A 26,965-nucleotide genomic window follows, 5' to 3' on the forward strand; every position below is an offset into this window, starting at 1 on the left:
ATGAAAGCAGCACAACATACATCTTATAACAAAAACAATATCACCCTTAACCTTACAGAAATTGCTAAACCAACTATTCAAGCCAACCAAGTCCTTGTCAAAGTGACCGCAGCAGGCGTTAACCCCTTGGACAACATGATTTCACGCGGAGATGTGAAATTGATTGTCCCTTACAAATTGCCCCAAACAGCTGGAAATGAAGTAGTCGGCTTGGTCGAAGAAGTAGGCTCAAGCGTGACGACATTTGCAGCAGGTGACCGTGTCTTTGGTCGTCTTCCGCTTGATAGTATCGGTGCTTTCGCTGAGTATGTAGCGGTTGACGCTCAAGCTCTTGCTAAGGTTCCTGCCTACTTGACAGATGAAGAAGCAGCAGCTGTTCCTCTGACAGCCTTGACTATCATGCAGGCTCTTGACCTCATGGGTGCTGAGGCAGGCAAAACCATCTTCATCTCAGGTGGAACTGGTGGTGTCGGCGGTATGGCTATTCCGATTGCCAAAGCCAAGGGCTTGACCGTCATTACCAACGGTGATGGGGCAAGTGCAGAGCGGGTGTTGTCACTGGGTGCAGACCAGTTTATTGATTACAAGACAGAAGATTACACCAAAACCCTTAGCAATGTTGACTATGTCTTGGACACACTTGGCGGTGCAGAAACGGAAAAACAAATGTCAATCATGAAAAAAGGTGGGCAGCTGGTTTCCCTTCGTGCCATGCCAAATGGCGAATTTGCCAAACGTATGAATTTGCCAAAATGGAAGCAAATCTTGTTTGGCCTAGCTGGTCGTTCATTTGACAAAATGGCTAAGAAATACGGTGTTCACTACCATTTCATTTTCGTAGAGAGCAATGGTCGCCAACTACAAGAGGTAGCAGATATTTTCAGCAAGTTAGAAATCAAACCGTCTATCGATACTGTTTACCCATTTGAAGAAGTCAATGCAGCACTTGATAAGGTTGCCAACGGTCGTTCACGCGGAAAAACCGTCCTCAGTTTCAACTAAAATAATAAAATATACAAGGAAACATCATGTCATATATTACAACCAAAAACCAATACATCACCGTTTCAAACAATAAAATCGCCTATCGTGAGCTTAGCAAGGGCAAGTCGACCCTTCCTTTGGTCATGCTGGTTCACCTAGCGGCGACCTTGGACAACTGGGATCCAAAATTGCTGGATTTGCTGGCTGAAAAGCACCATGTAATTGTCCTAGACCTTCCTGGCGTGGGAGCTAGTCAAGGCAAGGTTGCTCCGACTATTCCAGGAATGGCTGAGCAGGCTGTTTCTATTATCAAGGCTTTGGGTCATGAGAAAATCAATTTGCTAGGTCTGTCTATGGGTGGTTTCATTGCTCAAGAAATCGTTCGCCTGGATAGTCAGCTGGTCAACCGCTTGATTTTAGCAGGCACAGGTCCTCGTGGTGGTTTTGAAGTCGATAAGGTGACTGGAAAAACCTTCCGCTACATGCTGAAGGCTGGTTTGGAGCGTGTGGATCCAAAACGCTACATCTTCTACAATCATGATGAGGCAGGTCGTCTCGAGGCAGAAAAAGTCTTGGGTCGTATGGGGCAAAGAAGTGCTGCTCATGCAGACAAGGACATGAATGTCCCAGGATTTTTGCCCCAGCTAAAAGCTATCAAACGCTGGGGAAGAGAGCCGCAAGACGACATGACCTTTATCACCCAACCAACTCTGATCGTCAACGGTGATAAGGATATGCAGGTTCCAACAGAAAATTCTTATACCATGCATGAGAAAATCAAAAATAGCCAACTGATCATCTATCCAAATGCAGGACACGGCTCGATCTTCCAAAATGCAGAGGATTTTTCGAAAGCCTTACTAGCCTTTTTGGAGGAAAGCAATGCCTAAAACCATTTTAATCACTGGTTCGACGGATGGAATCGGCAAACACCTAGCCATGAAATTGGCGAGTGAAGGTCATGAAGTCATCTTGCACGGGCGAAATAGCGAAAAGCTCCGTGTAGCCCTCAGTGATATTCAACTAAAAACAGGAAATAAAAAGATTCACGGCTACCTTGCAGACTTTTCCAAGTTAGCAGATGTCTATCGTTTCGGCCAAGAAATTAAACGCGATTTTGAGCAGATTGATGTCTTGGTAAACAATGCGGGTGCTTACTTTGGAGATGCCCGTGTGGCAACGGCAGAAAATATCGAGATGACCTTTATGCTGTCTGTCCAAGTTCCGTATATCTTGACGACGGAGTTGCTGCCCTTGCTGGAAAAAGCAAGAGGCAGGGTCATTCACACCTCTTCTTTTATGCACCATTTTGCACAAACCAGAGGCTTGGATTTTGGTTTAGAGCAGAGCTATTCTGCAGCCATGGCTTACAATAATGCCAAACTATACACCATTTGGCTGGCCATTGCTCAGGCAGAGGCCTTAGAAAAGCAAGGGTCATCTGTGACCGTCAATGCCTACCATCCTGGCTTGATTGCGACAAATTTGGGCAATGATGGTATCAAACGCAATCTGAGAAGTCGGATTCTCACCAGTCTGATGAAACCATTTTCCAAAGATTTGGACCAAGGAATTGAAACAGGTTACTACTTAAGCCTATCACCAGAGGTAGCTGGAGTATCAGGCCGTTATTTTGCGGAGAAAAGGTTGGCTAAGGTCAGCTTGAAGGGATTTGATTTGGCAAAGAGCCAAGCCTTACTAGCCTATCTTGATAAGAAAATTCAAGTATTTAAGGAGAGCTACGGTGACTAAGATTTTGTTAGAAAACCTCCAACTGCCCAATGGTCAGGTCTTAGACAATCGCTTTTTCAAATCCGCCATGAGCGAAACCCTGGCAGATAGTCAGGGAGCTCCCTCGGATGACTTGATTGCCTTATATGATTTTTGGTCCAAGCAGGGAATGGGTGTCCTAGTGACAGGCAATGTCATGGTGGACGGCCGCTACCTTGGTGAGCCGGGCAATGTGGTCCTAGATTCAGATATTCATCTGGCTCAATTTCGGAAATGGGCAGCCGTTGGGAAAAAGAACGGTGTGCCTATCTGGCTCCAGCTCAATCACCCTGGCAAACAGATGTATCGGTCGATCAATCAAACTCCGATTGCACCCAGTGCCATTCCGATTTCTGGAGGCTCAGCTTCGGCCTTTCGTCCACCGAGAGAAATGACCGTGTTTGATATCAAAGAAGCTAGAGATAAATTTATTGCAGCAGGCCTTCGGGCAAAAGCAGCAGGATTTACAGGTGTACAGTTACACGCTGCACATGGTTACTTGATCAATCAATTCCTCTCACCAGCAGATAATCAGCGGACGGACCGATATGGTGGCAATCTGGACAATCGCATGCGATTCTTGGTGGAAGTCTATCAAGGTCTGCGTGACAAAGTGGGACCAGATTTTACCATCGCCTTGAAATTGAATGCTTCTGATTTTAAGGAAGAGGGCTTTGGTTTTGAAGATTGTAAGCATGTGGTGAAAACCATGTCTGACTTGGGGATCGACCTGATTGAAATTTCAGGTGGCAATTATGAGACACCTGTCTTTGGCAGTGACTATGAGAATGGTGCTGGATTTGTGACCTACGCCCTTGCTCTAGCAGATTTGACTTCTGTTCCTATTGTTTCAACAGGCGGTTTCCGAAAAGTCACTCAGATGGAAGAGGCTATCAAGGATGGTGTGTCCATGATTGGTCTTGCCAGACCCTTTGTCCTTCGTCCAAGTCTTGTCAGTGATTACCGTCAAGACGGTGATGTGCAACTGACAACGCCTCGCCTGACAACAGGTCTTCCAAAACTGGATAAGGCCCTTGGTCCTATTATCGGTGTCAGTTATTACGAGGCCCAGATGAAAGGCTTGGCCAAGGGAAAATCTGTCACTGTCAGTCAAAACGCCTGGACTTATCTTCTCCAAACCGTCAAGGCACACGGCCTGTCAGCCTTGAAGCCGAGGAGGAAGTAGAATAGACTAGAAAAGATTTGAGAGTCCATCTCAGATCTTTTTTCGATAAATTGAGATGAAAAATATAAATCCGACACTTTTGTTAAAAATTGTCGTTCTCTAACAGTCATTATTTGGGTAAACTAAATATATCAAAAGAAAGGAGGTTTGCTTGATGTCATTTTTAGAAGCAAACGAAAAAATCGCAGAGAAAGTTGTTGGTGCCCATAAGGCAATAGAAAAAACGGTTGTGGGAGGCTATAAGGCAACAGAAAAAGCCGCAGTTTCAGGTTTCAATACAATCTCAGATAAATTTATCGGAGCATTTTTTACAAAGGATAATGAAACAGTTGAAGAAGCAAAGGCCCGCATGTCTAAAATGGACTTTAATCACCCTAACTTATCTAAGGGTGATGATAAGTAAGCAAGAGTAGATTTTCTTGCTAACCATACTAAATAATAAGAAGAAAAGGAATATTATGAAAAAAAGAGATTTTATCAGTTTGATTGCTTATACGGTGAGTTTATTGGTCTTAGCTTTAGGGATGTGCTTTTATACCTTGCCAGAATGGGAAATGACTACCCTAGGAATGCCCTTATCGGTAGTCGGTCTGCTATTACTTGCACTATCTTGGGTTCTACAGAGGAAGTTAGCAGGTAAAGGGGCTCCTAAGTTTGATTGGAAACAGATTGTTAAAGTTATCTACTGTGTTTTTGCCTTGTTGGTTTTTGGTGGAGGCTTCGCCCTTGTGACAACTGGGAATTTTGTTCTGGGTCTAGTCCTAGGCCTTGTTGGTCTTGTATTAGTGATTGGGATGATTCCTGTAACTGTTGGCTTAAAAAATTAAAGAAAACCTGAGGGATGCCTCAGGTTCTTATTGCTTTCTAGAGATACAGATTTGGATAATGTCAGCCATCTCTTCAATCGATTCAGCACAGCCATTTCTCACCCACTTGGATACGACTTGTGTTATGCCTGCCAGAAAGAAGCTAGATACATAGGCGATTTGTACTGGATTTTGGATCCCTTGAGCATGGAAGCGAGGGGTAAAAATCAATTCTACCAAGTGTTCAAAGCGTTCTTTGTGGTGAAAATCTAATTCGTGACGGAGATAAATCTGATAGATTTTCTGGTGGTCTTTTACAAATTGTAGGTAGGAAATGAGGTAGGCATCGCCTGTTAGATCGGTTTCAATTGGTAGACTGTTAGCGGGATAAGATTGGAATTCAGCTAAGAAAAGTTGGGTAAGGTATTGATAAGCATCCTCTAACAAGTCAAGTTGATTGTCATAATAATGGTAAAAAGTAGAGCGATGTACCCCAGCCTCCTTGCAAATTTTGCTGACGGAAATACGTCCAAATTCTTCCTTATCTAAGAGAAGAATCAATGCTTGTTGTAGTTTTATTTTGGCTGATTCAGTCATAGTGTCCGCTCCCTTGGTTTCATTACTTACTAGTTTACCTCAACATTCTGTTTGAAACAAGTCGCTTTTACTACTTTGTTTCATTTATGACAATTGATACAACTGACAAGTTTCTCCAAATCCCTAGCCTCTTCTTGGATGAATTTAACTGACTAGCACACGGCCTGTCAGCCTTGAAGCCAAGGAGGAAGTAGAATAGACTAGAAACGATTTGAGAGTTCATCCCAGATCTTTTTTCTGCGACAAATGAACCTGTCAACAATTTTTAAAAAGTTGTAACAAAACTGTTGACAACTTCAAAGAGTTAAGATATACTAGTGCATGCAAAGTTGTAACAAAACAATTTACAACAAAAAACATTTCGGAGGAAAAGAAAATGAAAATAGCAGTAGTAGCAGCAAACGGTAAAGCAGGTAGCTTGATTGTGAAAGAAGCGGTAGCACGTGGTTTTGAAGTAACGGCCATCGTTCGTGGTGAAAATAAGACAGTCGCACAGCAGGTTCTTCAAAAGGATGTTTTTGACCTGACAGCCGATGATGTGATTGGTTTTGATGCGGTAGTGGATGCAGTAGGTGCCTGGACAGCAGACACTGTACATGTGGTTCCTGATGCAGCCAAACATTTGGCGGCTATCCTAAAAGATTCACAAACACGTTTGCTTGTGGTGGGTGGAGCAGCAAGCCTGTATGTTAATCCAGAGCGTACCTTGACTGTGGCAGATGTGACAGAGTTTCCATCGGAAGTATTGCCTGTGCTAAATGCTCACAAGGAAGCACTTGAGGCCCTTCGTCAAGTAGATGATGTCAACTGGACCTATGTAAGCCCGGCAGGTGATTTCCAAGCAGACGGCGAACGGACAGGTCGCTATATTCTTGGCGGTGAAGAGTTGGTCTTGAATAGCAAGGGAGAAAGTGTGATTTCCTATGCAGATTACGCCATTGGTATGATTGACGAGATTGCATCAGGTGATCATCTCAAAGCACGTATCAGCCTTGTCAGTGAGTAAAAGAGTGTTATGCAGATTTCAAATAAATTTACCATTGCCATTCACGCCTTGGCCTTTATCCATCTCTTTCAAGACCAGCAACGTGTCACCAGCAAGGTTTTGGCAAACAGCATTCAAGCCAATCCCGTTATCATTCGCTCGGTTCTGTCTGGTTTGAAGGAAGCGGGGATTGTAGATGCCAAGCAGGGCAGCGGCGGTTTTCGTTTAGCAAAGACACTTGATGACATTAGTCTTTATGACATCTTTGTTACAGTTGACAATATTGATAAGAAAGGCTTGTTCAACTTTCATGAAAATCCCCATCCTGACTGTATCGTGGGGGGAAATATCCATGCTGCTGTGGACGACAAACTAGTCCAAGTCCAGACAGCTATGGAGAAAGAATTGAAAACTATGTATATGTCTGATGTTCTGGTTGACCTAGAAAAAGCCATTGAAGAAAAAGTGAAAAGGACTTAAATTGTCATTTTTCACAATGAACACATACAAAAAAGACTTAGAGTGACTGAAAACAGTTGTCTAAGTCTTTTTGCTTGGTCTGGTCAAGAACGTTGATCAGCTTGTCCTATCGCTCACCCATCAGTCGCATAATGTCATCAGGGCTTTCCTTACAGCCTCTAGTAACCCAGGTTTTGAGCACTCGGAAAAATCCACCTACTATAAATTGCAGGTGAAAATCATCAGTCAAGTCCCCCAGCCTTTCTTTGAAATAGCGATCCAAGACCTCCTCGAGCAAGTAGTCCAAGTGGTTGGCTGTCAATAAGCGAATCTTATCCTGTTGCTCATACCAAAAGTCAAAAAATTGCCGTAAAGCTAGTAAGAGATGAGCATCTGACCAATCCGACAAGTCAATCTGCCGTTCTGACAACCAGACTTGCAACTCCAAGTTGAAGGATCGTTCGAGCACCTCTTCCTTATTGGAAAAGTTTCGGTAAAAGGTCACCCGACCGATGCCAGCTCGCTCCACCAACTCTGACACACTAATCTTTTCAAAAGATTTATCTTCCAGCAACTCCCACAAAGCCTCCACGACACTCTCCACAAATAACGACTCTTTCCGCTTCACTCTTTCCATGCGAAACACTTCCTTTCCTTTGTTTCCTTTTGGGCAAATAGCAGAGCTGGGACTAGTTTTTCCACTGTCCATCTGCTATACTAATAAAAAACGAAACACTTGTTTCTAAAAATATACCATAAAGGACAGAAAAAAGAAAGTATGAAAAAAGTTTGGAAAATAGTAGCGGCTGTGACAGTTGTTCTAGCCTTGCTTGGTTTTATTGCCTATAAAATGACCTTTGGCTGGTCAGCTCCTGAGCTTGTTGATCAGACCCCACAAGTGAATGAATGGTACAGCCTCAGTCCTAAAGGGGTTGTAGATTCTCAGGGCAATCAGGCACACGGCCTGCTTCGTATCGGTAAAGAGAAGAATAAGGTGATGGTCTATTTCTTCGGTGGTGGTGTGAGTATCAATGAAGAGACTGCTAGTGGTGGCACACGCTATTTTGCGACCACAACTGGCCATCAAGATTATGTCGCAACTTGGGGAATTGGTAGTTCGCAGGAAGATAATCCATTTAAGGACTGGACTATGATTGTGCTTCCGTATGGGACAGGAGATTTTCATGCTGGCACACAGAATTTTACTTACGTAGATGATAAAGGTAAGAAACAAACGATCCATCATCAGGGTTATAATAATTTGTCAAGTATATTAGCAGCAGCCAAGCCGCACGTTGGCAATCCCGATACGCTTCTGGTGACTGGATTTTCAGCTGGCGGATTTGCGACCTCACTGCTAGCGGATGATGTCATTTCTCATTTTCCGACAGCGAAAAATGTCACCGTTGCAGTGGACAGTTCTTTTTTGAGACATGATAACTGGAAAAGTATTGCGGAAAATGTCTGGAAAACGCCGACTTCTATTAGTGATCACCTGCATTCAGACAATCTTGTTTTAGATAGCTTAGTAGCCCTCCATGAGAAACGCGGGGATAGTGTTAAGATATTGTTTGATATTTCCTATCGAGATGGAATTCTTCAGCAATATCAAGCCTATATTGACCAAGGGAAACTAGCAGATGCAACAGAAGAGAGTAGTAAGCACTTTCAAAAAGAACTTAAAAAAATGATTCAAGAACTGCAATCTAAAATTGATGGCGTGGGTATTTTTGTCTGGAATTATGGGCAAGATGAAAAAACTACCGCTACTCAGCACACCACCATTAACTTCTCAACATTCTTTACCCCTATGTCTCAAGACAAGAGTGTGGCAGAATGGCTGGATGATGCGGTTAACGGAGAGGTAAAGAGTTACGGGTTAGAACTATTAGATTAGGAGAACAACATGAAAAAATTCAAAAAAATCATCTTATGGATCCTTGGGATTGTAGCTAGTCTCGGTATCATTGCTTATGTGTCGGTTACCAATCATCCGCAGTTGATGGTCGGTGTCATTCAATCGTTTATGTACAAGGAAAGTTCACCGAACTCTTACAGTCCTCTTTATGCCCCCATTGATGGTCTGAAAGAGAATGGTCAGTATTTGAAAAGTGAGATTGCCTATAGCAAGGAATATCCTAACAGCTTTTTAGATATTACCTATCCAGACCAAAATCTTGAAGCTGACCGACCAACCCTCTTCTATTTCCACGGTGGTGGATTCTTTGGAGGCAGCAAAAATATGGGGGATCCACTGGCTGCCAGCCAAGCGACCTACCTCATTGACGACATCGTGTCAAAAGGATATAATGTTGTCAATGTGGATTATGCGCTTGTTCCAGACTATCATTTTCCAACACCTGTGATTCAAATGAATCAGGCTATCGCCTACATAAAGGAACACGCTGAAGAATACCATTTGAACATGGACAATGTCGTCTTGATGGGCTCATCAGCAGGTGCCATCATGGTAGCTCAATATGGTAGTGTCTTAGCCAATCAGGAGTACGCTCAACTATTGAACATTGAACCAAGTATTGTAAAAGAACATGTCAAGGCTTTGGTCATCGACGATGCTCCCTTAGATTATGCCAAATTTAGCTTAGGTACGAAGATGTTGGTTGGAAATTATGTTTCAGAAACCATTTATCTAAGTGAGGAAGAAATCAATGCTTATAACCCGATTTTCCATGTGAACAAGGACTACCCAGCAAGTTTCCTCCTGGGAAGCGAGTATCGGACAGATATGGTATCGCTCAATAAAGCCTTGAAGCAAGCGGGAGTTGAGAATGAATTGGTCGATCCTTTAGCGGAAGAAGGGCTTGAAAAGCCACATGGCTTTGTGGCGAATTTACGAACTGACCCGGTGTCTGCCAAAGCATTTGAGCGGATGATGACTTTTATAGACGAACGAACTAAGGAGTAACATGAACACCAAAAATTTTTACTGGGTGCGAGAACCAGAAAACTATCAGATTTCGGATAATGAAATCAGAATCACAACCCAAGCTCATACAGACTTGTGGCAGAAGACCTATTACCATTTTGTCAATGACAATGCTCCCCTGCTCTTGATGGACACGGAGGAAGAGTATTTTTCCTTTACGGTTAAGACGGATTTTTCCAATAGTCATACTCGTTTTGATCAGTGCGGTGTCGTGGTCTATCAGGATTCGGAAAACTGGATTAAGGGCTCGATTGAGTATGAGAATGAAGATTTTCAGCATTTGGGCAGCGTTGTGACCAATCAGGGCTTTTCAGACTGGGCAACCCAGGAAATTCCAGCTTCTGTCAAGTCAATTTACTACCGTTTGAGCCGACGTGGTAGTGATTTCTGCATCGAAAACTCCAAAGACGGTATTCATTTTGAGCAAATGCGGATTTGCCACCTGCATGAAGGCGGCGGGAAAATTCGTTTTGGTATCTATGCCTGCTCGCCAGAAGACTCTTCCTTTGAAGCTGTCTTTACAGAAATGAGTTTGACTGACTGCAAGTGGTTGGCCCACGACGGTCAACAACCAGATTAGAAGATTGGGTAGAAGCGCTCTGCCATTTCCCAAAAGTACGTTATAAAATCGTTGAAATCCCTGCCAATTGTGTTATAATGAAGAGTATGCAATAAAATTTTAAGGAGAATGACAGAATGTCTGTATCATTTGAAGCAAAAGAAACAAACCGCGGCGTATTGACTTTCACAATTGGTCAAGATGCTATCAAACCAGAATTGGACCGCGTGTTTAACAGAGTTAAAAAAGACTTGAACGTTCCAGGTTTCCGTAAAGGTCACTTGCCACGTGCTGTCTTCAACCAACAGTTTGGTGAAGAAGCTCTTTATCAAGACGCAGTCAATGCTCTCTTGCCAGCAGCCTATGAAGCAGCTGTTGCAGAAGCTGGTCTTGAAGTGGTTGCACAACCAAAAATTGACATCGTATCAATGGAAAAAGGTCAGGACTGGACAGTTACTGCGGAAGTTGTGACAAAACCTGAAGTAAAATTGGGTGACTACAAAAACTTGACAGTTTCAGTAGAAGCAACTAAAGAAGTATCTGACGAAGAAGTAGATGCAAAAATCGAACGTGAACGCAACAACTTGGCTGAATTGGTCATCAAAGAAGGTCCAGCAGCTGAAGGCGATACAGTTGTTATCGACTTTGTAGGTTCAATCGACGGCGTTGAATTTGACGGTGGTAAAGGCGAGAACTTCTCGCTTGGACTTGGTTCAGGTCAATTCATCCCAGGTTTTGAAGACCAATTGGTAGGTCACGCAGCTGGTGAAGAAGTAAATGTTGAAGTGACTTTCCCAGAAGACTACCAAGCAGCTGACCTTGCTGGTAAACCAGCCCTCTTCGTGACAAAAATCCATGAAGTAAAAGCAAAAGAAGTTCCAGCTTTGGATGACGAATTGGCAAAAGACATCGACGAAGAAGTAGAAACACTTGATGAGTTGAAAGCTAAGTACCGCAAAGAATTGGAAGCAGCAAAAGAAGTTGCCTTTGACGATGCAGTTGAATCAGCAGCTCTTGAATTGGCTGTAGAAAACGCTGAAATCGTTGAATTGCCAGAAGAAATGATCCACGAAGAAGTTCACCGTGCAATCAATGAATTCTTGGGTGGTATGCAACAACAAGGTATCTCACCAGATATGTACTTCCAAATCACTGGTACAACTCGTGAAGACCTTCATAAACAATACGAAGCAGATGCTGAAAAACGTACTAAGACAAACTTGGTTGTTGAAGCAGTAGCGAAAGCAGAAGGTTTCGAAGCAACTGACGCTGAAATCGAGAAAGAAATCGAAGACTTGGCAGCAACTTACAAAATGGAAGTGGCACAAGTTCGTAGCTTGCTTTCACCAGAAATGCTTAAACACGACATCGCTGTCAAGAAAGCTGTAGAAGTGATCACAAGCACTGCAACTGTAAAATAATAAATTAGGAAGCCAGTTTCGACTGGTTTCTTTTTTTTGTGCTTTTTTGCTATTTTTTTCACTATAAACTTGACTGGTTAATTATTTTGTGGTATAAACTTAACTGGTTAATGTTTTTTTGTGAAAAGGAGGAAATATGCTAAAGAAAATACTTGGAGCTTGTCTTTCGGTTCTAGCTGGTTTGTGCTTGATGGCTTGCTCGGTTCAGAAAGAGGCTAGTCAGGTTCAGTCAGGAATGCGGATTGTGACCTCATTTTACCCGATTTATTCACTGGTTAAGGAAGTGTCGGGAGATAAGAATGATGTTCGGATGATTGGCTCGCGGTCGGGCATACACTCTTATGAACCATCGGCTGCGGACATAAAGGCCATATACGATGCAGATGTTTTTATCTATCATTCGCGAATTTTGGAATCCTGGGCAGGACGTTTGGAACCTAATTTGCAAGGTTCATCTGTCAAGGTTTTGGAGGCTTCGACTAATTTACCGCTGACAAAGGTTCCAGGGTTAGAAGACATGGAAGCTGGTCAAGGGATTGATGAAGCTAGTTTGTATGACCCCCACACATGGCTGGATCCAGTTTTGGTTGGTCAGGAAGCTGTTGCGATTGGTGAACTTTTAGCAGAAAGTGATCCTAAGAATGCGGATTATTATCGTCAAAATGCCGCAGCTTTAGAGGAAACGGCGCAAAAGTTGGCAGACAAGTATAGCCCAATCTTTTTAAAAGCCACATCAAAAACATTTGTCACTCAACACACTGCCTTTTCCTATACTGCCCAACGATTCGGTCTAAAGCAGTTGGGGATCGCAGGAGTTTCAGAGGAAGAACCAAGTCCTAGACAGTTGGCGGAAATTAAAGAATTTGTTGACACCTACAATGTGCAAACAATTTTTACAGAAAAAGGTGCCTCGGATAAGCTTGCCAAGGCATTGGCGAGTTCGACAGGTGTAGATTTAAAAGTGTTGGATCCTCTTGAAGCAGATCCAGAAAATAATTTAACCTATCTAGAAAATCTAGAGCAAGTCTTAGAAACATTAGCTCAAGAGTTAAAATAAAAGGCCGAATTCTATCGACCGAAAGGAGAAAAAATGAAGAAAAAAGCAGTTGTTGGCTCCGTAGCCGCCCTTGTTTTAGGGGTGAGTCTCTGTAGCTATCAGCTTGGACGTTTCCAAGCGATGGAAGAGCAAAAAAATCGTGTGTCCTATATTGAAGATAGTCAAAGTGTACAAACTACCGTTGCTGAACAATTAACACCTGATCAAGTTTCTGCCAAGGAAAATATTGACGCTGAGCAGATAGTCGTTAAAATTACTGATCAAGGCTATGTAACATCACACGGTGACCATTTCCACTACTATAATGGTAAAGTCCCCTTTGATGCGATTTTTAGTGAAGAGTTGGTCATGAAGGACCCAAACTATGTCTTACAAGACAGTCACATCATCAATGAAGTCCAGGATGGCTACGTCATAAAAGTTGATGGGAAATACTATCTCTATCTAAAAGATCCTAGCAAACATAAAAATGTTCGTAGCAAAGAAGAAGTGGAGCGGCAAAAAGGAATCTCTTCTGCTGACAGCAAAAATCAGGCAGCAGGAAATAGTAAAGATGGCCGCTACAGAACAGACGATGGCTATGTCTTTAATCCGACAGATGTTATTGAAGACACGGGAGATGGTTTTATCGTTCCACACGGCGACCATTTCCACTTTATTCCTAAAAAAGATTTATCAGCTACCGAATTGAAGGCTGCTCAAGATTACTGGAATCAAAAAGGAAGTGTGAGTTCGGCTAGTGGTAGTCAATATGGCGATAGAAATAATAGAGCTCAACAGACAACAATTAGTGCGGGGCAAGGTCAGGATTTGGCTAGTTTATTGGCTCAATTGGATGCAACACCCCTATCTCAACGCCATGTAGAAGCAGATGGATTGGTATTTGACCCAAGAACGATTACGAAGAAAACCGCAGCAGGTGTCATCGTTCCACACGGCGACCATTACCACTTTATTCCATACAGCCAGATGTCTCCTCTAGAAGAGAAGATTTCTCGAATGATTGGTGTAAATGGAGCAGGTGTTTCTTCTGGCGCACAAGCAAATCACTCCCAACATACACCAACACAACCAAATCGTCCAGTAACACCAATCGGCACGGTTACAACGCAACCGGTATCGCCTACACAACCAGTATTACCAACACAACCGAAGCAGTCAACAGGGAAAGTGGTTTCCTATATGGGACGTCAAATTCCTGCTTACGGAAAAGGGTTAGATGGTAAGGCATATTTTACAAGTGATGGATACATCTTTAGCAAATCCTCTATTACCTCAGTTGATGATCAAGGGCTGATAGCTAGTCATGGAGATCATTTCCATTATGTTGGTTTTGGCGAACTCGAAGATTTTGAAATCAAGCAAGTAGAGGAATGGGTTAATGAGAAGGCGGGCAAACAAGTGCCACCGAAAACTTCTGAACAAGTAGGAAACGATGCTAACCCCACAACACCAAGTCAAGGGAATGATTCAAAACCTGTAAAACTAATTCAAGAAGAAAACCGCCCTGCATTTGAATACAAACAAGTAACGGCTAAACGTAAATTGGCTGGAAAAGTTGTTTATGAAATGGAAGTAGGTGGAAAAACTTATACGTATGGTCGTGACGAACTAGATTTGATGAAAATCTCTTTTGCTGAGTTGACCTTGGCAGAAAAAGATAAGCAGTATATCTTTGATATTGCACCGCTTGCAGAAGGAGATCTTAAGCCAGCCATGTTGGTCGGTATGGATCAAATTCCGATGAAGGGAGCAAATGCAACCTATGATACTGGACAATCCTTTATTATTCCACACATTGATCACATCCACGTTCTACCTTACACATGGTTGAGTAAGGAACAAATTGCAACGATCCGCTATATCATGCAACATCCTGAAATTCGTCCATCTGCTTGGACTACAAGTGGACATGGTGATGGAGAAGCAACGGATCTTGTTCCCCCAATTCTAAATGCAACACCTAAAGCCAACCGCTTAGGCTTGAAAAATTGGCAAATCATTCACACAGCAGAAGAAGTTATGGATGCACGTGCAAAAGGGAAATTTGCAACAAATGATGGCTATATCTTCTCGGCGGAAGACGTACTAGATCCAGCAAGTTTTGTCTTTAGTCAAGCGTTCAGTCTACCAAGAGCGACAGGAGGTTCTCTACGTTCAATTTCCAAGAAAGATTTATCTAAAGAAGAATTGGCAGAAGCTAAGGCAGCAGGAAAATATACAACGAAAGACGGCTATATTTTTGATCCAGCAGACCTATTAGACCCCAAAGTGAAAATAGGTACGGATAACTATCGCATCCCACGTGTGATTACAGATGGTTACCGTCGGATTAACAAGAGTGATTTGAATTACTTAAGCGAGCTGATCCCAGCAGAGGCTATGGTGGCTCAACGTGAGAAATCTAATTCTAGTTCACCGTCAACACCTGCACCAACTGAAACAGAAGCAAGTGCAGGCGAGCCAACAACGCCAGAACAGCCGCAAGTTGCAAAAGAAACAGCAGAGGAAATTTATAACCGAGTGGAAGCGAAGAAAGTCGTTCCTTTCGAAGCACTGACCTACAATGCTGGCTATGCGACCGAAGTACGCAACGGGACTCTGGTAATTCCGCATCAAGATCACTATCACTATGTATCCTTTAAATGGTTTGACCAAGGTAGTGCAAGAAGTCCTGAAGGGTATAGTCTAGAAGATTTCCTAGCAACGGTTAAGTACTACATGACTAATCCACAAGAACGCCCAGTTTCAGACGATGGCTGGGGAGTATTTATACCAAATACACCATCTGAATCAACAGAAGAAACAGAGACGGAAGAAAGTGATGAAGAAACCGAGGAAATTGACGAGTTTACAGAAGAATTAAAACGAAGAGCAGAAGAGTTCGGCATGGACTTCAAAACCTTTGAACAAAGTCTGGTCACACTCTCAGACCGTTACAAAGTTTCTTTTGAAGCTTTCGAATATGATGGAACAAGCAAAGTTGTTCGACTTGTAGATAAGGATGGGGTCAAACGGACCATCTCCCTTCCAAGTTTAGAAGAACAAGTATAGTAAACAAAATACCTGTAGCGCTGAGCTCTGCAGGTATTTTTTTACAGAAAAACGATAAAGATTATCTTTGACTATTTGCCTTTTTTAGCGTAAAATAGAAAGGAAAGACAAAAAAGGAGAACAGCCTTGGAACTTAACGTATTTGCAGGACAAGAAAAAAGCGAACTTTCCATGATTGAAGTAGCCCGTGCTATTTTGGAAGAACGTGGACGTGACAACGAAATGTATTTCAACGACTTGGTCAATGAAATTCAAAACTACCTTGAAAAATCAAACAGCGAGATTCGCGCAGCCCTCCCAACCTTCTATTCTGATTTGAATGTGGATGGAAGCTTCATTCCACTTGGCGAAAACAAATGGGGCTTACGTTCTTGGTACGCAATCGATGAGATTGATGAAGAAGTGATCACTCTTGAAGAAGATGATGAAGATGCACCAAAACGCAAGAAGAAACGTGTCAATGCCTTCATGGACGGTGATGATGATGCGATTGACTATGGACATGACGATCCAGAAGATGAGGACAACTATCCGGGTAGTGTATCATCAGAATACGATGATGAAAATCCAGATGACGAAAAAGATGAAGTTGAGTCCTATGATTCGGAAATCAACGAAATTATCCCAGATGACGAATTGGATGAAGAGGATGTTGATTTAGGTGAAGATGACGACGAGTATTCAGATGAAGAGGTCGTCGACGAATAAGAATTATATCCCCATAGATTCTTAAAAATAATTTGACAAGACTACTGAATTACGATAAGATATTATCGGGCACCTCTTTTGAGGTCGGAGCTCCCTAGCGATAGGGAGCTATTTTTGTTTTTTCTTCAAGTTAACAGGAAGTATCCCCACAAATTGCTTCCTATTAGCCTGAATCGTAGAAAAGGAGTTTGCATGACAAAGTATATTTTTGTAACAGGTGGCGTTGTTTCCTCTATCGGCAAAGGGATTGTAGCAGCCAGCCTAGGTCGTTTATTGAAGAATCGAGGTCTCAAGGTAACAATCCAAAAATTTGATCCGTACATCAACATTGACCCGGGAACAATGAGTCCGTATCAACACGGTGAAGTTTTTGTGACGGACGACGGCGCAGAAACCGACTTGGATCTTGGGCATTATGAGCGTTTTATCGACATTAACCTGAACAAATATTCAAATGTTACAACAGGTAAAATTTATAGCGAAGTCCTCCGTAAAGAGCGTAAAGGGGAATACTTAGGGGCAACAGTTCAAGTTATTCCACATATTACAGATGCTTTGAAAGACAAAATCAAGCGTGCAGCTCGTACTACAGATGCAGATGTCATCATTACGGAAGTAGGTGGTACAGTAGGTGATATTGAAAGCTTGCCATTCCTTGAAGCGCTTCGTCAGATGAAGGCAGATGTCGGTTCAGACAATGTTATGTATATCCATACAACACTCTTGCCTTATCTCAAAGCAGCAGGCGAAATGAAAACTAAACCAACACAACATTCTGTAAAAGAGTTGCGTGGTCTAGGTATTCAGCCCAACATGTTGGTAATTCGGACAGAGCAGTCTGCTGGACAAGGAATTAAAAATAAACTGGCACAATTCTGTGATGTTGCTCCAGAAGCAGTTATTGAGTCCTTGGATGTCGAACATCTTTACCAAATCCCATTAAATATGCAAGCGCAGAACATGGATCAAATTGTTTGCGATCACTTGAAGCTCGACGTACCTCCAGCAGATATGACAGAGTGGACAGCAATGGTAAACAAGGTTCTTAATCTCCAGAAAAAAGTAAAAATCGCTTTAGTTGGTAAGTATGTAGAATTACAAGATGCCTATATTTCTGTAGTTGAAGCTCTAAAACACTCAGGATATGCAAATGATGCTGCTATCGAATTGGACTGGGTCAATGCAAATGATTTGACAGCAGAAAACGTAGCTGAACGTCTAGGACAAGCACAAGGAATTATCGTTCCTGGTGGCTTTGGACAACGTGGTACAGAAGGGAAAATACAAGCCATTCGTTATGCTCGTGAGAATGACGTGCCAATGCTAGGGGTCTGCTTGGGAATGCAGCTGACCTGTGTAGAATTTGCACGTCACGTTCTCGGTTTAGAAGGTGCTAACAGCTTTGAATTAGACCCAGAAACCAAATATCCAATTATTGACATCATGCGTGATCAAATTGGTGTGGAAGATTTAGGAGGAACTCTCCGCCTAGGTCTTTATCCAAGCAAGCTCAAACGTGGCTCCAAGGCTGCAGCTGCTTATGATAATCAAGAAGTTGTACAACGTCGCCATCGTCATCGTTATGAGTTTAACAATGACTTCCGTGAACAATTTGAAAAAGCAGGTTTTGTTTTCTCAGGAGTGTCACCAGACAACCGTTTGGTAGAAATTGTTGAAATTCCAGAAAATAAATTCTTCGTTGCCTGCCAATATCATCCAGAACTACAATCTCGTCCTAATCGCCCTGAAGGTTTGTATACAGCCTTTGTTTCAGCAGCTATGGAGAATGAAAAATAAGTATAACTGTTATAGAAGAAGATTGGTATTATTCAATCTTCTTTTATATTATGTGACTTTTAGTCCGTCACGCTCCGTAAGGTGCGTGACAAATAAACCACCCGCTATGCGGGTGCGCGACGAAGGTTATACCAAAAAAACTCCAAACGCGATACAATAAAGGTGTTCAAGCCTATTGTAAAGCGAAAGGAGAAAAATATGGCGCAAAAGGCACATAGTTTATCACATACAAAGTGGCTGTGTTCTACCACATTGTCTTCACCCCTAAGTATAGACGAAAAATTATCTATAATCAATATCGAAGTAGTCTTGGAGAGATATTTCGACTATTGTGTAGTTATAAAGGTGTTGAAATTATCGAAGGTCATCTGATGCCAGACCATGTTCACATGTTAGTCAGTATTCCTCCAAGGTTAAGTGTATCCAGTTTTATGGGCTATTTAAAAGGCAAGAGTGCTCTTATGATGTTTGATAAACACGCCAATCTCTCTATAAATTTGGGAATCGTCATTTCTGGGCAGAGAGCTTCAACAATTTGGGGAATTGTTGAAGAGTGTAAGTTGGACTTAATGAAGCCACGATTAAGAAACATATACAAGAATAAAGAAATTATCCAGTGGATGATTTCTTCACGAGGTAAGATATTGAAAGCGAGTTAAACATGATATAGCACTTGATAAGTTAAGTGTAAAAGAGTATGAAGATCCCTTTAGGGATAATGGCAAGTAGTACGAATGCCTCTTTAAGAGGCTAGTGACGAGTCAAAAGCAGTGAGGCTTGAACAAAGTGAAAGCCAGCGTCTTTAGGCGCTAGCTGGTGATGTGGGCTTATAGCCCTTGTTCAAACCACCCGTTTGACGGGTGGTCATGATTTTATATAAAGAAACAAAAAAAGTGTCAGTATTTTATAGAAGAAAATACGAAATACCACCCCCATATGGCATCATTGTCTAGATGGTTTTAAGCATTATATAGTAGAATATTGCAAAAGAATCAGCTAAATTAATACGTTTTGGCAAAAAAGGTAAAAATAAAAAATAAAATTCAAAAAAAGTGTTGACAAGGCTAGTACCTAATGATATACTAGTTCTTGTGTTAAGCGGGGATGGCGGAATTGGCAGACGCGCAGGACTAAGGATCCTGTGACCGCTTTAGGTCGTGTGGGTTCAAGTCCCACTCTCCGCATAGTGGACTAGCTAAGGCTAGTCCTTTTGCTTTGTCTAGATAAGTGCAGAGCACGATATATGCTAGTTCATAAATTACAAGAATGATACGAAACAGGCATTATTATGGCTTTCATGAAAAGATATGTGAAAGTTTTCTCAAAACTAGACGGTTTCAACTAGCATTTTCAAAATAAAAATGGTAGAATAGAAGAGTATGAGGTGCAACCTCAAAAAATATTAGGAGGCTATCGAAATGCCATTAGTTTCAGCAGAAAAATTTGTCCAAGCAGCGCGTGACAACGGTTATGCAGTTGGTGGATTTAACACAAACAACCTTGAGTGGACTCAAGCTATCTTGCGTGCAGCAGAAGCAAAACAAGCTCCAGTTCTTATCCAAACTTCTATGGGTGCAGCTAAGTACATGGGTGGTTACAAAGTAGCTCGTAACTTGATTGCAAACTTGATTGAATCAATGAACATTACAGTTCCAGTTGCTATTCACCTTGACCACGGTCACTACGAAGATGCACTTGAGTGTATCGAAGTTGGTTACACTTCTATCATGTTTGATGGTTCACACCTTCCAGTAGAAGAAAACCTTGCAAAAGCAAAAGAAGTTGTAGAATTGGCGCACGCTAAAGGTATCTCAGTTGAAGCTGAAGTTGGTACTATCGGTGGTGAAGAAGATGGTATCGTAGGTGCTGGTGAATTGGCTCCAATTGAAGATGCAGTAGCAATGGTTGCAACTGGTATTGACTTCTTGGCAGCAGGTATCGGTAACATCCACGGTCCATACCCAGCAAACTGGGAAGGTCTTGACCTTGACCACTTGCGTAAATTGACTGAAGCTGTACCAGGTTTCCCAATCGTATTGCACGGTGGTTCAGGTATTCCAGATGCACAAATCCAAGAAGCAATCAAATTGGGTGTTGCTAAAGTTAACGTAAACACTGAGTGCCAAATCGCATTTGCAAACGCAACTCGTAAGTTTGCAGCAGCTTATGAAGCAAACGAAGCAGAATACGATAAGAAAAAACTCTTTGACCCACGTAAATTCTTGGCAGACGGCGTGAAAGCTATCCAAGCATCTGTTGAAGAGCGTATCGACGTATTCGGTTCAGCGAACAAAGCTTAATGTAACTGCGAAGAAATCTTAGATTTCAAGCAAACAAAGCATAAGTTTCTTAGATTAAACCAAAAAGGATTTTCTTTCGAGAATCCTTTTTATTATAATAGTTGATTAAGTTTGATCTAGTTCTTTGCTATGAAGAAATCTACGATAGAAGTGAGCAGAGAACAGTTAAAATATAAACTGCTCCAAAGTTTTCATGACTCTAATGACTTAGAGAACGAAGAATTATGGATGGGACGCAAACAGTAGTGTTAAAATATTTACCTATGAGTATAGATACTTTAAAAAAATAAAAATGAAAATAATTCTTGCCAAGTCCAATCTTTTCTGTTAGAATAGTATGGTATGTGGTGCTAGCACATCCGATATATTTGATCAAATGAGGAGGAAGATACAATGGCTAAAGTATGTTATTTCACTGGTCGTAAGACTGTATCAGGTAACAACCGTTCACACGCTATGAACCAAACTAAACGCGCAGTTAAACCAAACCTTCAAAAAGTAACTGTTTTGATTGATGGTAAACCTAAAAAAGTTTGGGCTTCAGCACGTGCACTAAAATCAGGCAAAGTTGAACGCGTATAATAACAAAGTCGTTAGAAAAATCTAGCGACTTTTGTTTTTGGAAAAATAGCCTAGATATAAAGTCGGTGAGGAGCAAATTCGGCCACTACATAATAAACAGGAAAGAATATCAGCTATATAGCTCTTCACATTGTTGCTGAAAAGTTAACAAAGAAGGAATGATGTCAAAAATAAACTGTGTATTGATGTGGGAGATTTTCTCAAGCACGAACATATAAACTTGGATTGACATTAGGAGTTGTACGAGAGAGCATATCCGTACGGGGTCTACAAGAAGGAAATCACGAACTGGAAGAATAGAGAGTTTTTCTCAGTTTTTCGCCAAATTTCATAAAAAAATCCAAAAAATCCCAAAAACTAGTTGACAATGTATATAAGTCATGATAGAATGAATGAGTTGTCTCATGAGGGGCTAGTTAATAGAGGAACGAAAAAAAGTTTCGAAAAAGTGTTGACAAGACCATCAGAAGATGATAGAATGAATGAGTTGTCTCTTGAGGGGACTAGTTAACAGAGAAACGAAAAAAAGTTTCAAAAAAGTGTTGACAAGAAGTTGAAGAAATGATAAACTAAGATAGTTGTCGCGAGCGCGATAACGACAAGACCTTTGAAAATTAAAGAAGACGAACCAAACGTGCAGGGTGATTTATCTAAGGATAAATCGTCAATGACAAAGAACAATAAAACGGAAAGCTAGCAATAGCTTGAGTTTGAATCAAAACTTTTTATGAGAGTTTGATCCTGGCTCAGGACGAACGCTGGCGGCGTGCCTAATACATGCAAGTAGAACGCTGAAGTCTGGTGCTTGCACTAGACGGATGAGTTGCGAACGGGTGAGTAACGCGTAGGTAACCTGCCTCATAGCGGGGGATAACTATTGGAAACGATAGCTAATACCGCATAACAGTATTTACCGCATGGTAGGTACTTGAAAGGAGCAATTGCTTCACTATGAGATGGACCTGCGTTGTATTAGCTAGTTGGTGAGGTAACGGCTTACCAAGGCTTCGATACATAGCCGACCTGAGAGGGTGATCGGCCACACTGGGACTGAGACACGGCCCAGACTCCTACGGGAGGCAGCAGTAGGGAATCTTCGGCAATGGGGGCAACCCTGACCGAGCAACGCCGCGTGAGTGAAGAAGGTTTTCGGATCGTAAAGCTCTGTTGTAAGAGAAGAACTGTGAGAAGAGTGGAAAGTTTCTCATTTGACGGTATCTTACCAGAAAGGGACGGCTAACTACGTGCCAGCAGCCGCGGTAATACGTAGGTCCCGAGCGTTGTCCGGATTTATTGGGCGTAAAGCGAGCGCAGGCGGTTTGATAAGTCTGAAGTAAAAGGCTGTGGCTTAACCATAGTACGCTTTGGAAACTGTCAAACTTGAGTGCAGAAGGGGAGAGTGGAATTCCATGTGTAGCGGTGAAATGCGTAGATATATGGAGGAACACCGGTGGCGAAAGCGGCTCTCTGGTCTGTAACTGACGCTGAGGCTCGAAAGCGTGGGGAGCGAACAGGATTAGATACCCTGGTAGTCCACGCCGTAAACGATGAGTGCTAGGTGTTGGGTCCTTTCCGGGACTCAGTGCCGCAGCTAACGCATTAAGCACTCCGCCTGGGGAGTACGACCGCAAGGTTGAAACTCAAAGGAATTGACGGGGGCCCGCACAAGCGGTGGAGCATGTGGTTTAATTCGAAGCAACGCGAAGAACCTTACCAGGTCTTGACATCCCGATGACCGCCCTAGAGATAGGGTTTCTCTTCGGAGCATCGGTGACAGGTGGTGCATGGTTGTCGTCAGCTCGTGTCGTGAGATGTTGGGTTAAGTCCCGCAACGAGCGCAACCCCTATTGTTAGTTGCCATCATTCAGTTGGGCACTCTAGCGAGACTGCCGGTAATAAACCGGAGGAAGGTGGGGATGACGTCAAATCATCATGCCCCTTATGACCTGGGCTACACACGTGCTACAATGGCTGGTACAACGAGTCGCAAGTCGGTGACGGCAAGCTAATCTCTTAAAGCCAGTCTCAGTTCGGATTGTAGGCTGCAACTCGCCTACATGAAGTCGGAATCGCTAGTAATCGCGGATCAGCACGCCGCGGTGAATACGTTCCCGGGCCTTGTACACACCGCCCGTCACACCACGAGAGTTTGTAACACCCGAAGTCGGTGAGGTAACCTTTTAGGAGCCAGCCGCCTAAGGTGGGATAGATGATTGGGGTGAAGTCGTAACAAGGTAGCCGTATCGGAAGGTGCGGCTGGATCACCTCCTTTCTAAGGAAATGGAAACCTGTACGTCAGTCTTCTTTAATTTTGAGAGGTCTTGTGGGGCCTTAGCTCAGCTAAGCGAAACCTTTAGGTTGAAGCTTTGTCGAAACTAGCGGAGCTAGTGCACGACAGGGGCCAGCGTCTCAAAAATGATATTATATCGAAACAATTAAATACGTTAACAGGTACATAAAAATGTACGGGGCCTTAGCTCAGCTGGGAGAGCGCCTGCTTTGCACGCAGGAGGTCAGCGGTTCGATCCCGCTAGGCTCCATTATCTAGAATACAGAGTAGCCTAGATAACTAAGATAACTGAATACGAACCTAAACTTCCTAGGAATAAGTCAAAACCACCTAGTGTCTAAAGACACGTCGTTGGTTATCTCCTTATTCTACGAAAGTTTTGCGACAAGTCGCATCGGTTCTTAATATCTTAGAACTTGTCCATTGAAAATTGAATATCTATCAAACATTCCTGATGTATCTGAAAGGATACATTAAGAAATAGTAACAAGAAAATAAACCGAAAACGCTGTGAATATTTAATGAGTTTTCTAATTTTTGAAAAAATTAGGTTAATAAGGTTAAGTTAATAAGGGCGCACGGTGGATGCCTTGGCACTAGAAGCCGATGAAGGACGTGACTAACGACGAAATGCCTTGGGGAGCTGTAAGTAAGCAATGATCCAGGGATGTCCGAATGGGGGAACCCGGCAGGTAATGCCTGTCACTCACTACTGTTAAGGTAGTGAAGAGGAAGACGCAGTGAACTGAAACATCTAAGTAGCTGCAGGAAGAGAAAGCAAAAGCGATTGCCTTAGTAGCGGCGAGCGAAACGGCAGGAGGGCAAACCGAGGAGTTTACTCCTCGGGGTTGTAGGACTGCAATGTGGACTTAAAGAGTATAGAAGAACTACCTGGGAAGGTAGGCCAAAGAGAGTAATAGCCTCGTATTTGAAATATTCTTTATACCTAGCAGTATCCTGAGTACGGCGAGACACGCGAAATCTCGTCGGAATCCGGGAGGACCATCTCCCAACCCTAAATACTCTCTAGTGACCGATAGTGAACCAGTACCGTGAGGGAAAGGTGAAAAGTACCCCGGAAGGGGAGTGAAATAGAACCTGAAACCGTGTGCCTACAACAAGTTCGAGCCCGTTAATGGGTGAGAGCGTGCCTTTTGTAGAATGAACCGGCGAGTTACGATATGATGCGAGGTTAAGTTGAAGAGACGGAGCCGTAGGGAAACCGAGTCTTAATAGGGCGGATTAGTATTATGTCGTAGACCCGAAACCATGTGACCTACCCATGAGCAGGTTGAAGGTGCGGTAAGACGCACTGGAGGACCGAACCAGGGCACGTTGAAAAGTGCTTGGATGACTTGTGGGTAGCGGAGAAATTCCAAACGAACTTGGAGATAGCTGGTTCTCTCCGAAATAGCTTTAGGGCTAGCGTCGACATTTGAGAATCTTGGAGGTAGAGCACTGTTTGGATGAGGGGGCCATCTCGGTTTACTGATTTCAGATAAACTCCGAATGCCAAAGATTTATGGTCGGCAGTCAGACTGCGAGTGCTAAGATCCGTAGTCGAAAGGGAAACAGCCCAGACCACCAGCTAAGGTCCCAAAATAATTGTTAAGTGGAAAAGGATGTGGGGTTGCACAGACAACTAGGATGTTAGCTTAGAAGCAGCTATTCATTCAAAGAGTGCGTAATAGCTCACTAGTCGAGTGACCCTGCGCCGAAAATGTACCGGGGCTAAAACAATTTACCGAAGCTGTGGATAACACATTAGTGTTATGGTAGGAGAGCGTTCTATGTGTGAAGAAGGTATACCGTGAGGAGTGCTGGAACGCATAGAAGTGAGAATGCCGGTATGAGTAGCGAAAGATGGGTGAGAATCCCATCCACCGTAAGACTAAGGTTTCCAGGGGAAGGCTCGTCCGCCCTGGGTTAGTCGGGACCTAAGGAGAGACCGAAGGGTGTATCCGATGGACAACAGGTTGATATTCCTGTACTAGAGTATGAAGTGATGGAGGGACGTAGTAGGCTAACTAAAGCGGGCGATTGGAAGTGCCCGTCTAAGCAGTGAGGTGTGATATGAGTCAAATGCTTGTATCTCTAACATTGAGCTGTGATGGGGAGCGAAGTTTAGTAGCGAAGTTAGTGACGTCACACTGCCGAGAAAAGCTTCTAGCGATGTATCATACTCTACCCGTACCGCAAACCGACACAGGTAGTCGAGGCGAGTAGCCTCAGGTGAGCGAGAGAACTCTCGTTAAGGAACTCGGCAAAATGACCCCGTAACTTCGGGAGAAGGGGTGCTCAGTTTAACTGAGCCGCAGTGAATAGGCCCAAGCAACTGTTTATCAAAAACACAGCTCTCTGCTAAATCGTAAGATGATGTATAGGGGGTGACGCCTGCCCGGTGCTGGAAGGTTAAGAGGAGGGTTTAGCGCAAGCGAAGATCTGAATTGAAGCCCCAGTAAACGGCGGCCGTAACTATAACGGTCCTAAGGTAGCGAAATTCCTTGTCGGGTAAGTTCCGACCCGCACGAAAGGCGTAATGATTTGGGCACTGTCTCAACGAGAGACTCGGTGAAATTTTAGTACCTGTGAAGATGCAGGTTACCCGCGACAGGACGGAAAGACCCCATGGAGCTTTACTGCAGTTTGATATTGAGTATCTGTACCACATGTACAGGATAGGTAGGAGCCTATGAAGTCGGGACGCCAGTTTCGACTGAGGCGCTGTTGGGATACTACCCTTGTGTTATGGCTACTCTAACCCGGATAGGTTATCCCTATCGGAGACAGTGTCTGACGGGCAGTTTGACTGGGGCGGTCGCCTCCTAAAAGGTAACGGAGGCGCCCAAAGGTTCCCTCAGAATGGTTGGAAATCATTCGCAGAGTGTAAAGGTATAAGGGAGCTTGACTGCGAGAGCTACAACTCGAGCAGGGACGAAAGTCGGGCTTAGTGATCCGGTGGTTCCGTATGGAAGGGCCATCGCTCAACGGATAAAAGCTACCCTGGGGATAACAGGCTTATCTCCCCCAAGAGTTCACATCGACGGGGAGGTTTGGCACCTCGATGTCGGCTCGTCGCATCCTGGGGCTGTAGTCGGTCCCAAGGGTTGGGCTGTTCGCCCATTAAAGCGGCACGCGAGCTGGGTTCAGAACGTCGTGAGACAGTTCGGTCCCTATCCGTCGCGGGCGTAGGAAATTTGAGAGGATCTGCTCCTAGTACGAGAGGACCAGAGTGGACTTACCGCTGGTGTACCAGTTGTCTTGCCAAAGGCATCGCTGGGTAGCTATGTAGGGACGGGATAAACGCTGAAAGCATCTAAGTGTGAAACCCACCTCAAGATGAGATTTCCCATAACTTTATGTTAGTAAGAGCCCTGAGAGATGATCAGGTAGATAGGTTGGAAGTGGAAGTGTGGCGACACATGTAGCGGACCAATACTAATCGCTCGAGGACTTATCCAAG

General features: G+C 43.3%; 20 protein-coding genes, 2 tRNA genes, 2 rRNA genes and 1 pseudogene. 23 read left to right on the top strand and 2 right to left on the bottom strand.

The window, feature by feature from the left end:
• The 6 genes from PHA78_RS01825 to PHA78_RS01850 all read left to right on the top strand — a co-directional run bounded on the left by PHA78_RS01825 (position 1) and on the right by PHA78_RS01850 (position 4,767).
• Entirely contained in the window at positions 1-1,002 is a 1,002-nt protein-coding gene (locus PHA78_RS01825) for an NADP-dependent oxidoreductase (RefSeq protein ID WP_024375960.1), read from the top strand.
• Positions 1,003-1,028: 26 nt separating this feature from the next.
• A complete protein-coding gene (locus PHA78_RS01830; protein WP_272158382.1) occupies positions 1,029-1,874 on the top strand; it encodes an alpha/beta fold hydrolase in 846 nt (281 codons plus the stop codon).
• Positions 1,867-2,736: an SDR family NAD(P)-dependent oxidoreductase gene (locus tag PHA78_RS01835; protein ID WP_272158383.1), complete on the top strand. Its 870-nt coding sequence runs from the start codon at positions 1,867-1,869 to the stop codon at positions 2,734-2,736. The genes PHA78_RS01830 and PHA78_RS01835 overlap by 8 nt, the downstream gene beginning before the upstream one ends.
• Positions 2,729-3,940, top strand: a complete 1,212-nt coding sequence (locus PHA78_RS01840; RefSeq protein WP_272158384.1) for an NADH:flavin oxidoreductase/NADH oxidase family protein — start codon at positions 2,729-2,731, stop codon at positions 3,938-3,940. Before PHA78_RS01835 ends, PHA78_RS01840 begins: the two co-directional genes overlap by 8 nt.
• A 154-nt stretch (positions 3,941-4,094) precedes the next feature.
• On the top strand, positions 4,095-4,343 hold the full coding sequence (locus PHA78_RS01845) for a hypothetical protein (protein ID WP_024375964.1): 249 nt from the start codon (positions 4,095-4,097) through the stop codon (positions 4,341-4,343).
• A 55-nt stretch (positions 4,344-4,398) separates the two neighbouring features.
• Positions 4,399-4,767, top strand: coding sequence for a hypothetical protein (locus PHA78_RS01850; protein ID WP_024375965.1), 369 nt, complete (start codon positions 4,399-4,401; stop codon positions 4,765-4,767).
• Between the two features lie 27 nt (positions 4,768-4,794).
• Here PHA78_RS01850 and PHA78_RS01855 read toward each other — a convergent pair whose 3' ends face one another.
• Positions 4,795-5,343, bottom strand: coding sequence for a TetR/AcrR family transcriptional regulator (locus PHA78_RS01855; protein ID WP_024375966.1), 549 nt, complete (start codon positions 5,341-5,343; stop codon positions 4,795-4,797).
• A gap of 376 nt (positions 5,344-5,719) precedes the next feature.
• On the opposite strand from PHA78_RS01855, the gene PHA78_RS01860 reads away from it, so the two are divergent.
• A complete protein-coding gene (locus PHA78_RS01860) occupies positions 5,720-6,349 on the top strand; it encodes an NAD(P)-dependent oxidoreductase (protein WP_024375967.1) in 630 nt (209 codons plus the stop codon).
• 9 nt (positions 6,350-6,358) lie between these two features.
• Complete coding sequence (locus PHA78_RS01865; RefSeq protein WP_011921901.1) at positions 6,359-6,808, top strand: Rrf2 family transcriptional regulator; 450 nt, start codon at positions 6,359-6,361, stop codon at positions 6,806-6,808.
• A gap of 106 nt (positions 6,809-6,914) precedes the next feature.
• Here the strand turns inward: PHA78_RS01865 and PHA78_RS01870 are convergent, their stop codons facing one another.
• Complete coding sequence (locus PHA78_RS01870) at positions 6,915-7,424, bottom strand: TetR/AcrR family transcriptional regulator (RefSeq protein ID WP_024375968.1); 510 nt, start codon at positions 7,422-7,424, stop codon at positions 6,915-6,917.
• Positions 7,425-7,565: 141 nt separating this feature from the next.
• On the opposite strand from PHA78_RS01870, the gene PHA78_RS01875 reads away from it, so the two are divergent.
• The 15 genes and pseudogenes from PHA78_RS01875 (at position 7,566) to PHA78_RS01945 (ending at position 26,964) form a co-directional block, all read left to right on the top strand.
• Entirely contained in the window at positions 7,566-8,684 is a 1,119-nt protein-coding gene (locus PHA78_RS01875; protein ID WP_099806819.1) for a pectin acetylesterase-family hydrolase, read from the top strand.
• 9 nt (positions 8,685-8,693) lie between these two features.
• Complete coding sequence (locus tag PHA78_RS01880) at positions 8,694-9,713, top strand: alpha/beta hydrolase (protein ID WP_024375970.1); 1,020 nt, start codon at positions 8,694-8,696, stop codon at positions 9,711-9,713.
• 1 nt (position 9,714) lies between these two features.
• Complete coding sequence (locus PHA78_RS01885; protein WP_024375971.1) at positions 9,715-10,314, top strand: DUF1349 domain-containing protein; 600 nt, start codon at positions 9,715-9,717, stop codon at positions 10,312-10,314.
• Between the two features lie 116 nt (positions 10,315-10,430).
• Entirely contained in the window at positions 10,431-11,714 is a 1,284-nt protein-coding gene (gene tig, locus PHA78_RS01890) for a trigger factor (RefSeq protein ID WP_024377873.1), read from the top strand.
• 136 nt (positions 11,715-11,850) lie between these two features.
• Complete coding sequence (locus PHA78_RS01895) at positions 11,851-12,771, top strand: metal ABC transporter solute-binding protein, Zn/Mn family (protein ID WP_099806818.1); 921 nt, start codon at positions 11,851-11,853, stop codon at positions 12,769-12,771.
• A gap of 33 nt (positions 12,772-12,804) precedes the next feature.
• Positions 12,805-15,825 carry a pneumococcal-type histidine triad protein gene (locus PHA78_RS01900; protein ID WP_272158385.1) on the top strand — a complete coding sequence of 1,007 codons (3,021 nt, stop codon included), beginning with the start codon at positions 12,805-12,807 and terminating at the stop codon, positions 15,823-15,825.
• Positions 15,826-15,951: 126 nt separating this feature from the next.
• On the top strand, positions 15,952-16,533 hold the full coding sequence (rpoE, locus tag PHA78_RS01905; RefSeq protein WP_011921912.1) for a DNA-directed RNA polymerase subunit delta: 582 nt from the start codon (positions 15,952-15,954) through the stop codon (positions 16,531-16,533).
• Positions 16,534-16,725: 192 nt separating this feature from the next.
• Positions 16,726-18,330, top strand: a complete 1,605-nt coding sequence (locus tag PHA78_RS01910; protein ID WP_024377876.1) for a CTP synthase — start codon at positions 16,726-16,728, stop codon at positions 18,328-18,330.
• Positions 18,331-18,528: 198 nt separating this feature from the next.
• Positions 18,529-19,059: pseudogene (tnpA, locus tag PHA78_RS01915) on the top strand (IS200/IS605 family transposase).
• A 369-nt stretch (positions 19,060-19,428) separates the two neighbouring features.
• A tRNA-Leu gene (locus PHA78_RS01920) sits at positions 19,429-19,514 on the top strand.
• A gap of 234 nt (positions 19,515-19,748) precedes the next feature.
• The gene (locus PHA78_RS01925) at positions 19,749-20,630 is read left to right on the top strand and encodes a class II fructose-bisphosphate aldolase (RefSeq protein ID WP_013730139.1); all 882 of its coding nucleotides are present in this window, start codon (positions 19,749-19,751) and stop codon (positions 20,628-20,630) included.
• 393 nt (positions 20,631-21,023) lie between these two features.
• Entirely contained in the window at positions 21,024-21,212 is a 189-nt protein-coding gene (gene rpmB, locus PHA78_RS01930) for a 50S ribosomal protein L28 (RefSeq protein WP_001140948.1), read from the top strand.
• A 723-nt stretch (positions 21,213-21,935) separates the two neighbouring features.
• Positions 21,936-23,484, top strand: a 16S ribosomal RNA gene (locus PHA78_RS01935).
• Positions 23,485-23,679: 195 nt separating this feature from the next.
• A tRNA-Ala gene (locus PHA78_RS01940) sits at positions 23,680-23,752 on the top strand.
• 308 nt (positions 23,753-24,060) lie between these two features.
• Positions 24,061-26,964, top strand: a 23S ribosomal RNA gene (locus PHA78_RS01945).
• Together the 16S and 23S rRNA genes with 1 tRNA gene alongside form the textbook arrangement of a ribosomal RNA operon.
• Position 26,965: the final 1 nt, after the last annotated feature.

The organism is Streptococcus sp. HN38 (genome assembly GCF_028335765.1).
Lineage (GTDB): Bacteria > Bacillota > Bacilli > Lactobacillales > Streptococcaceae > Streptococcus > Streptococcus suis_P.

Bases quoted from the DNA above. Each gene is read 5' to 3' on its own strand.
- PHA78_RS01825 (WP_024375960.1), top strand. From the start codon at position 1: ATGAAAGCAGCACAACATACATCTTATAACAAAAACAATATCACCCTT.
- PHA78_RS01830 (WP_272158382.1), top strand. From the start codon at position 1,029: ATGTCATATATTACAACCAAAAACCAATACATCACCGTTTCAAACAAT.
- PHA78_RS01835 (WP_272158383.1), top strand. From the start codon at position 1,867: ATGCCTAAAACCATTTTAATCACTGGTTCGACGGATGGAATCGGCAAA.
- PHA78_RS01845 (WP_024375964.1), top strand. From the start codon at position 4,095: ATGTCATTTTTAGAAGCAAACGAAAAAATCGCAGAGAAAGTTGTTGGT.
- PHA78_RS01850 (WP_024375965.1), top strand. From the start codon at position 4,399: ATGAAAAAAAGAGATTTTATCAGTTTGATTGCTTATACGGTGAGTTTA.
- PHA78_RS01855 (WP_024375966.1), bottom strand. From the start codon at position 5,343: ATGACTGAATCAGCCAAAATAAAACTACAACAAGCATTGATTCTTCTC.
- PHA78_RS01860 (WP_024375967.1), top strand. From the start codon at position 5,720: ATGAAAATAGCAGTAGTAGCAGCAAACGGTAAAGCAGGTAGCTTGATT.
- PHA78_RS01865 (WP_011921901.1), top strand. From the start codon at position 6,359: ATGCAGATTTCAAATAAATTTACCATTGCCATTCACGCCTTGGCCTTT.
- PHA78_RS01870 (WP_024375968.1), bottom strand. From the start codon at position 7,424: ATGGAAAGAGTGAAGCGGAAAGAGTCGTTATTTGTGGAGAGTGTCGTG.
- PHA78_RS01875 (WP_099806819.1), top strand. From the start codon at position 7,566: ATGAAAAAAGTTTGGAAAATAGTAGCGGCTGTGACAGTTGTTCTAGCC.
- PHA78_RS01880 (WP_024375970.1), top strand. From the start codon at position 8,694: ATGAAAAAATTCAAAAAAATCATCTTATGGATCCTTGGGATTGTAGCT.
- PHA78_RS01885 (WP_024375971.1), top strand. From the start codon at position 9,715: ATGAACACCAAAAATTTTTACTGGGTGCGAGAACCAGAAAACTATCAG.
- tig (WP_024377873.1), top strand. From the start codon at position 10,431: ATGTCTGTATCATTTGAAGCAAAAGAAACAAACCGCGGCGTATTGACT.
- PHA78_RS01895 (WP_099806818.1), top strand. From the start codon at position 11,851: ATGCTAAAGAAAATACTTGGAGCTTGTCTTTCGGTTCTAGCTGGTTTG.
- PHA78_RS01900 (WP_272158385.1), top strand. From the start codon at position 12,805: ATGAAGAAAAAAGCAGTTGTTGGCTCCGTAGCCGCCCTTGTTTTAGGG.
- PHA78_RS01910 (WP_024377876.1), top strand. From the start codon at position 16,726: ATGACAAAGTATATTTTTGTAACAGGTGGCGTTGTTTCCTCTATCGGC.
- PHA78_RS01925 (WP_013730139.1), top strand. From the start codon at position 19,749: ATGCCATTAGTTTCAGCAGAAAAATTTGTCCAAGCAGCGCGTGACAAC.
- rpmB (WP_001140948.1), top strand. From the start codon at position 21,024: ATGGCTAAAGTATGTTATTTCACTGGTCGTAAGACTGTATCAGGTAAC.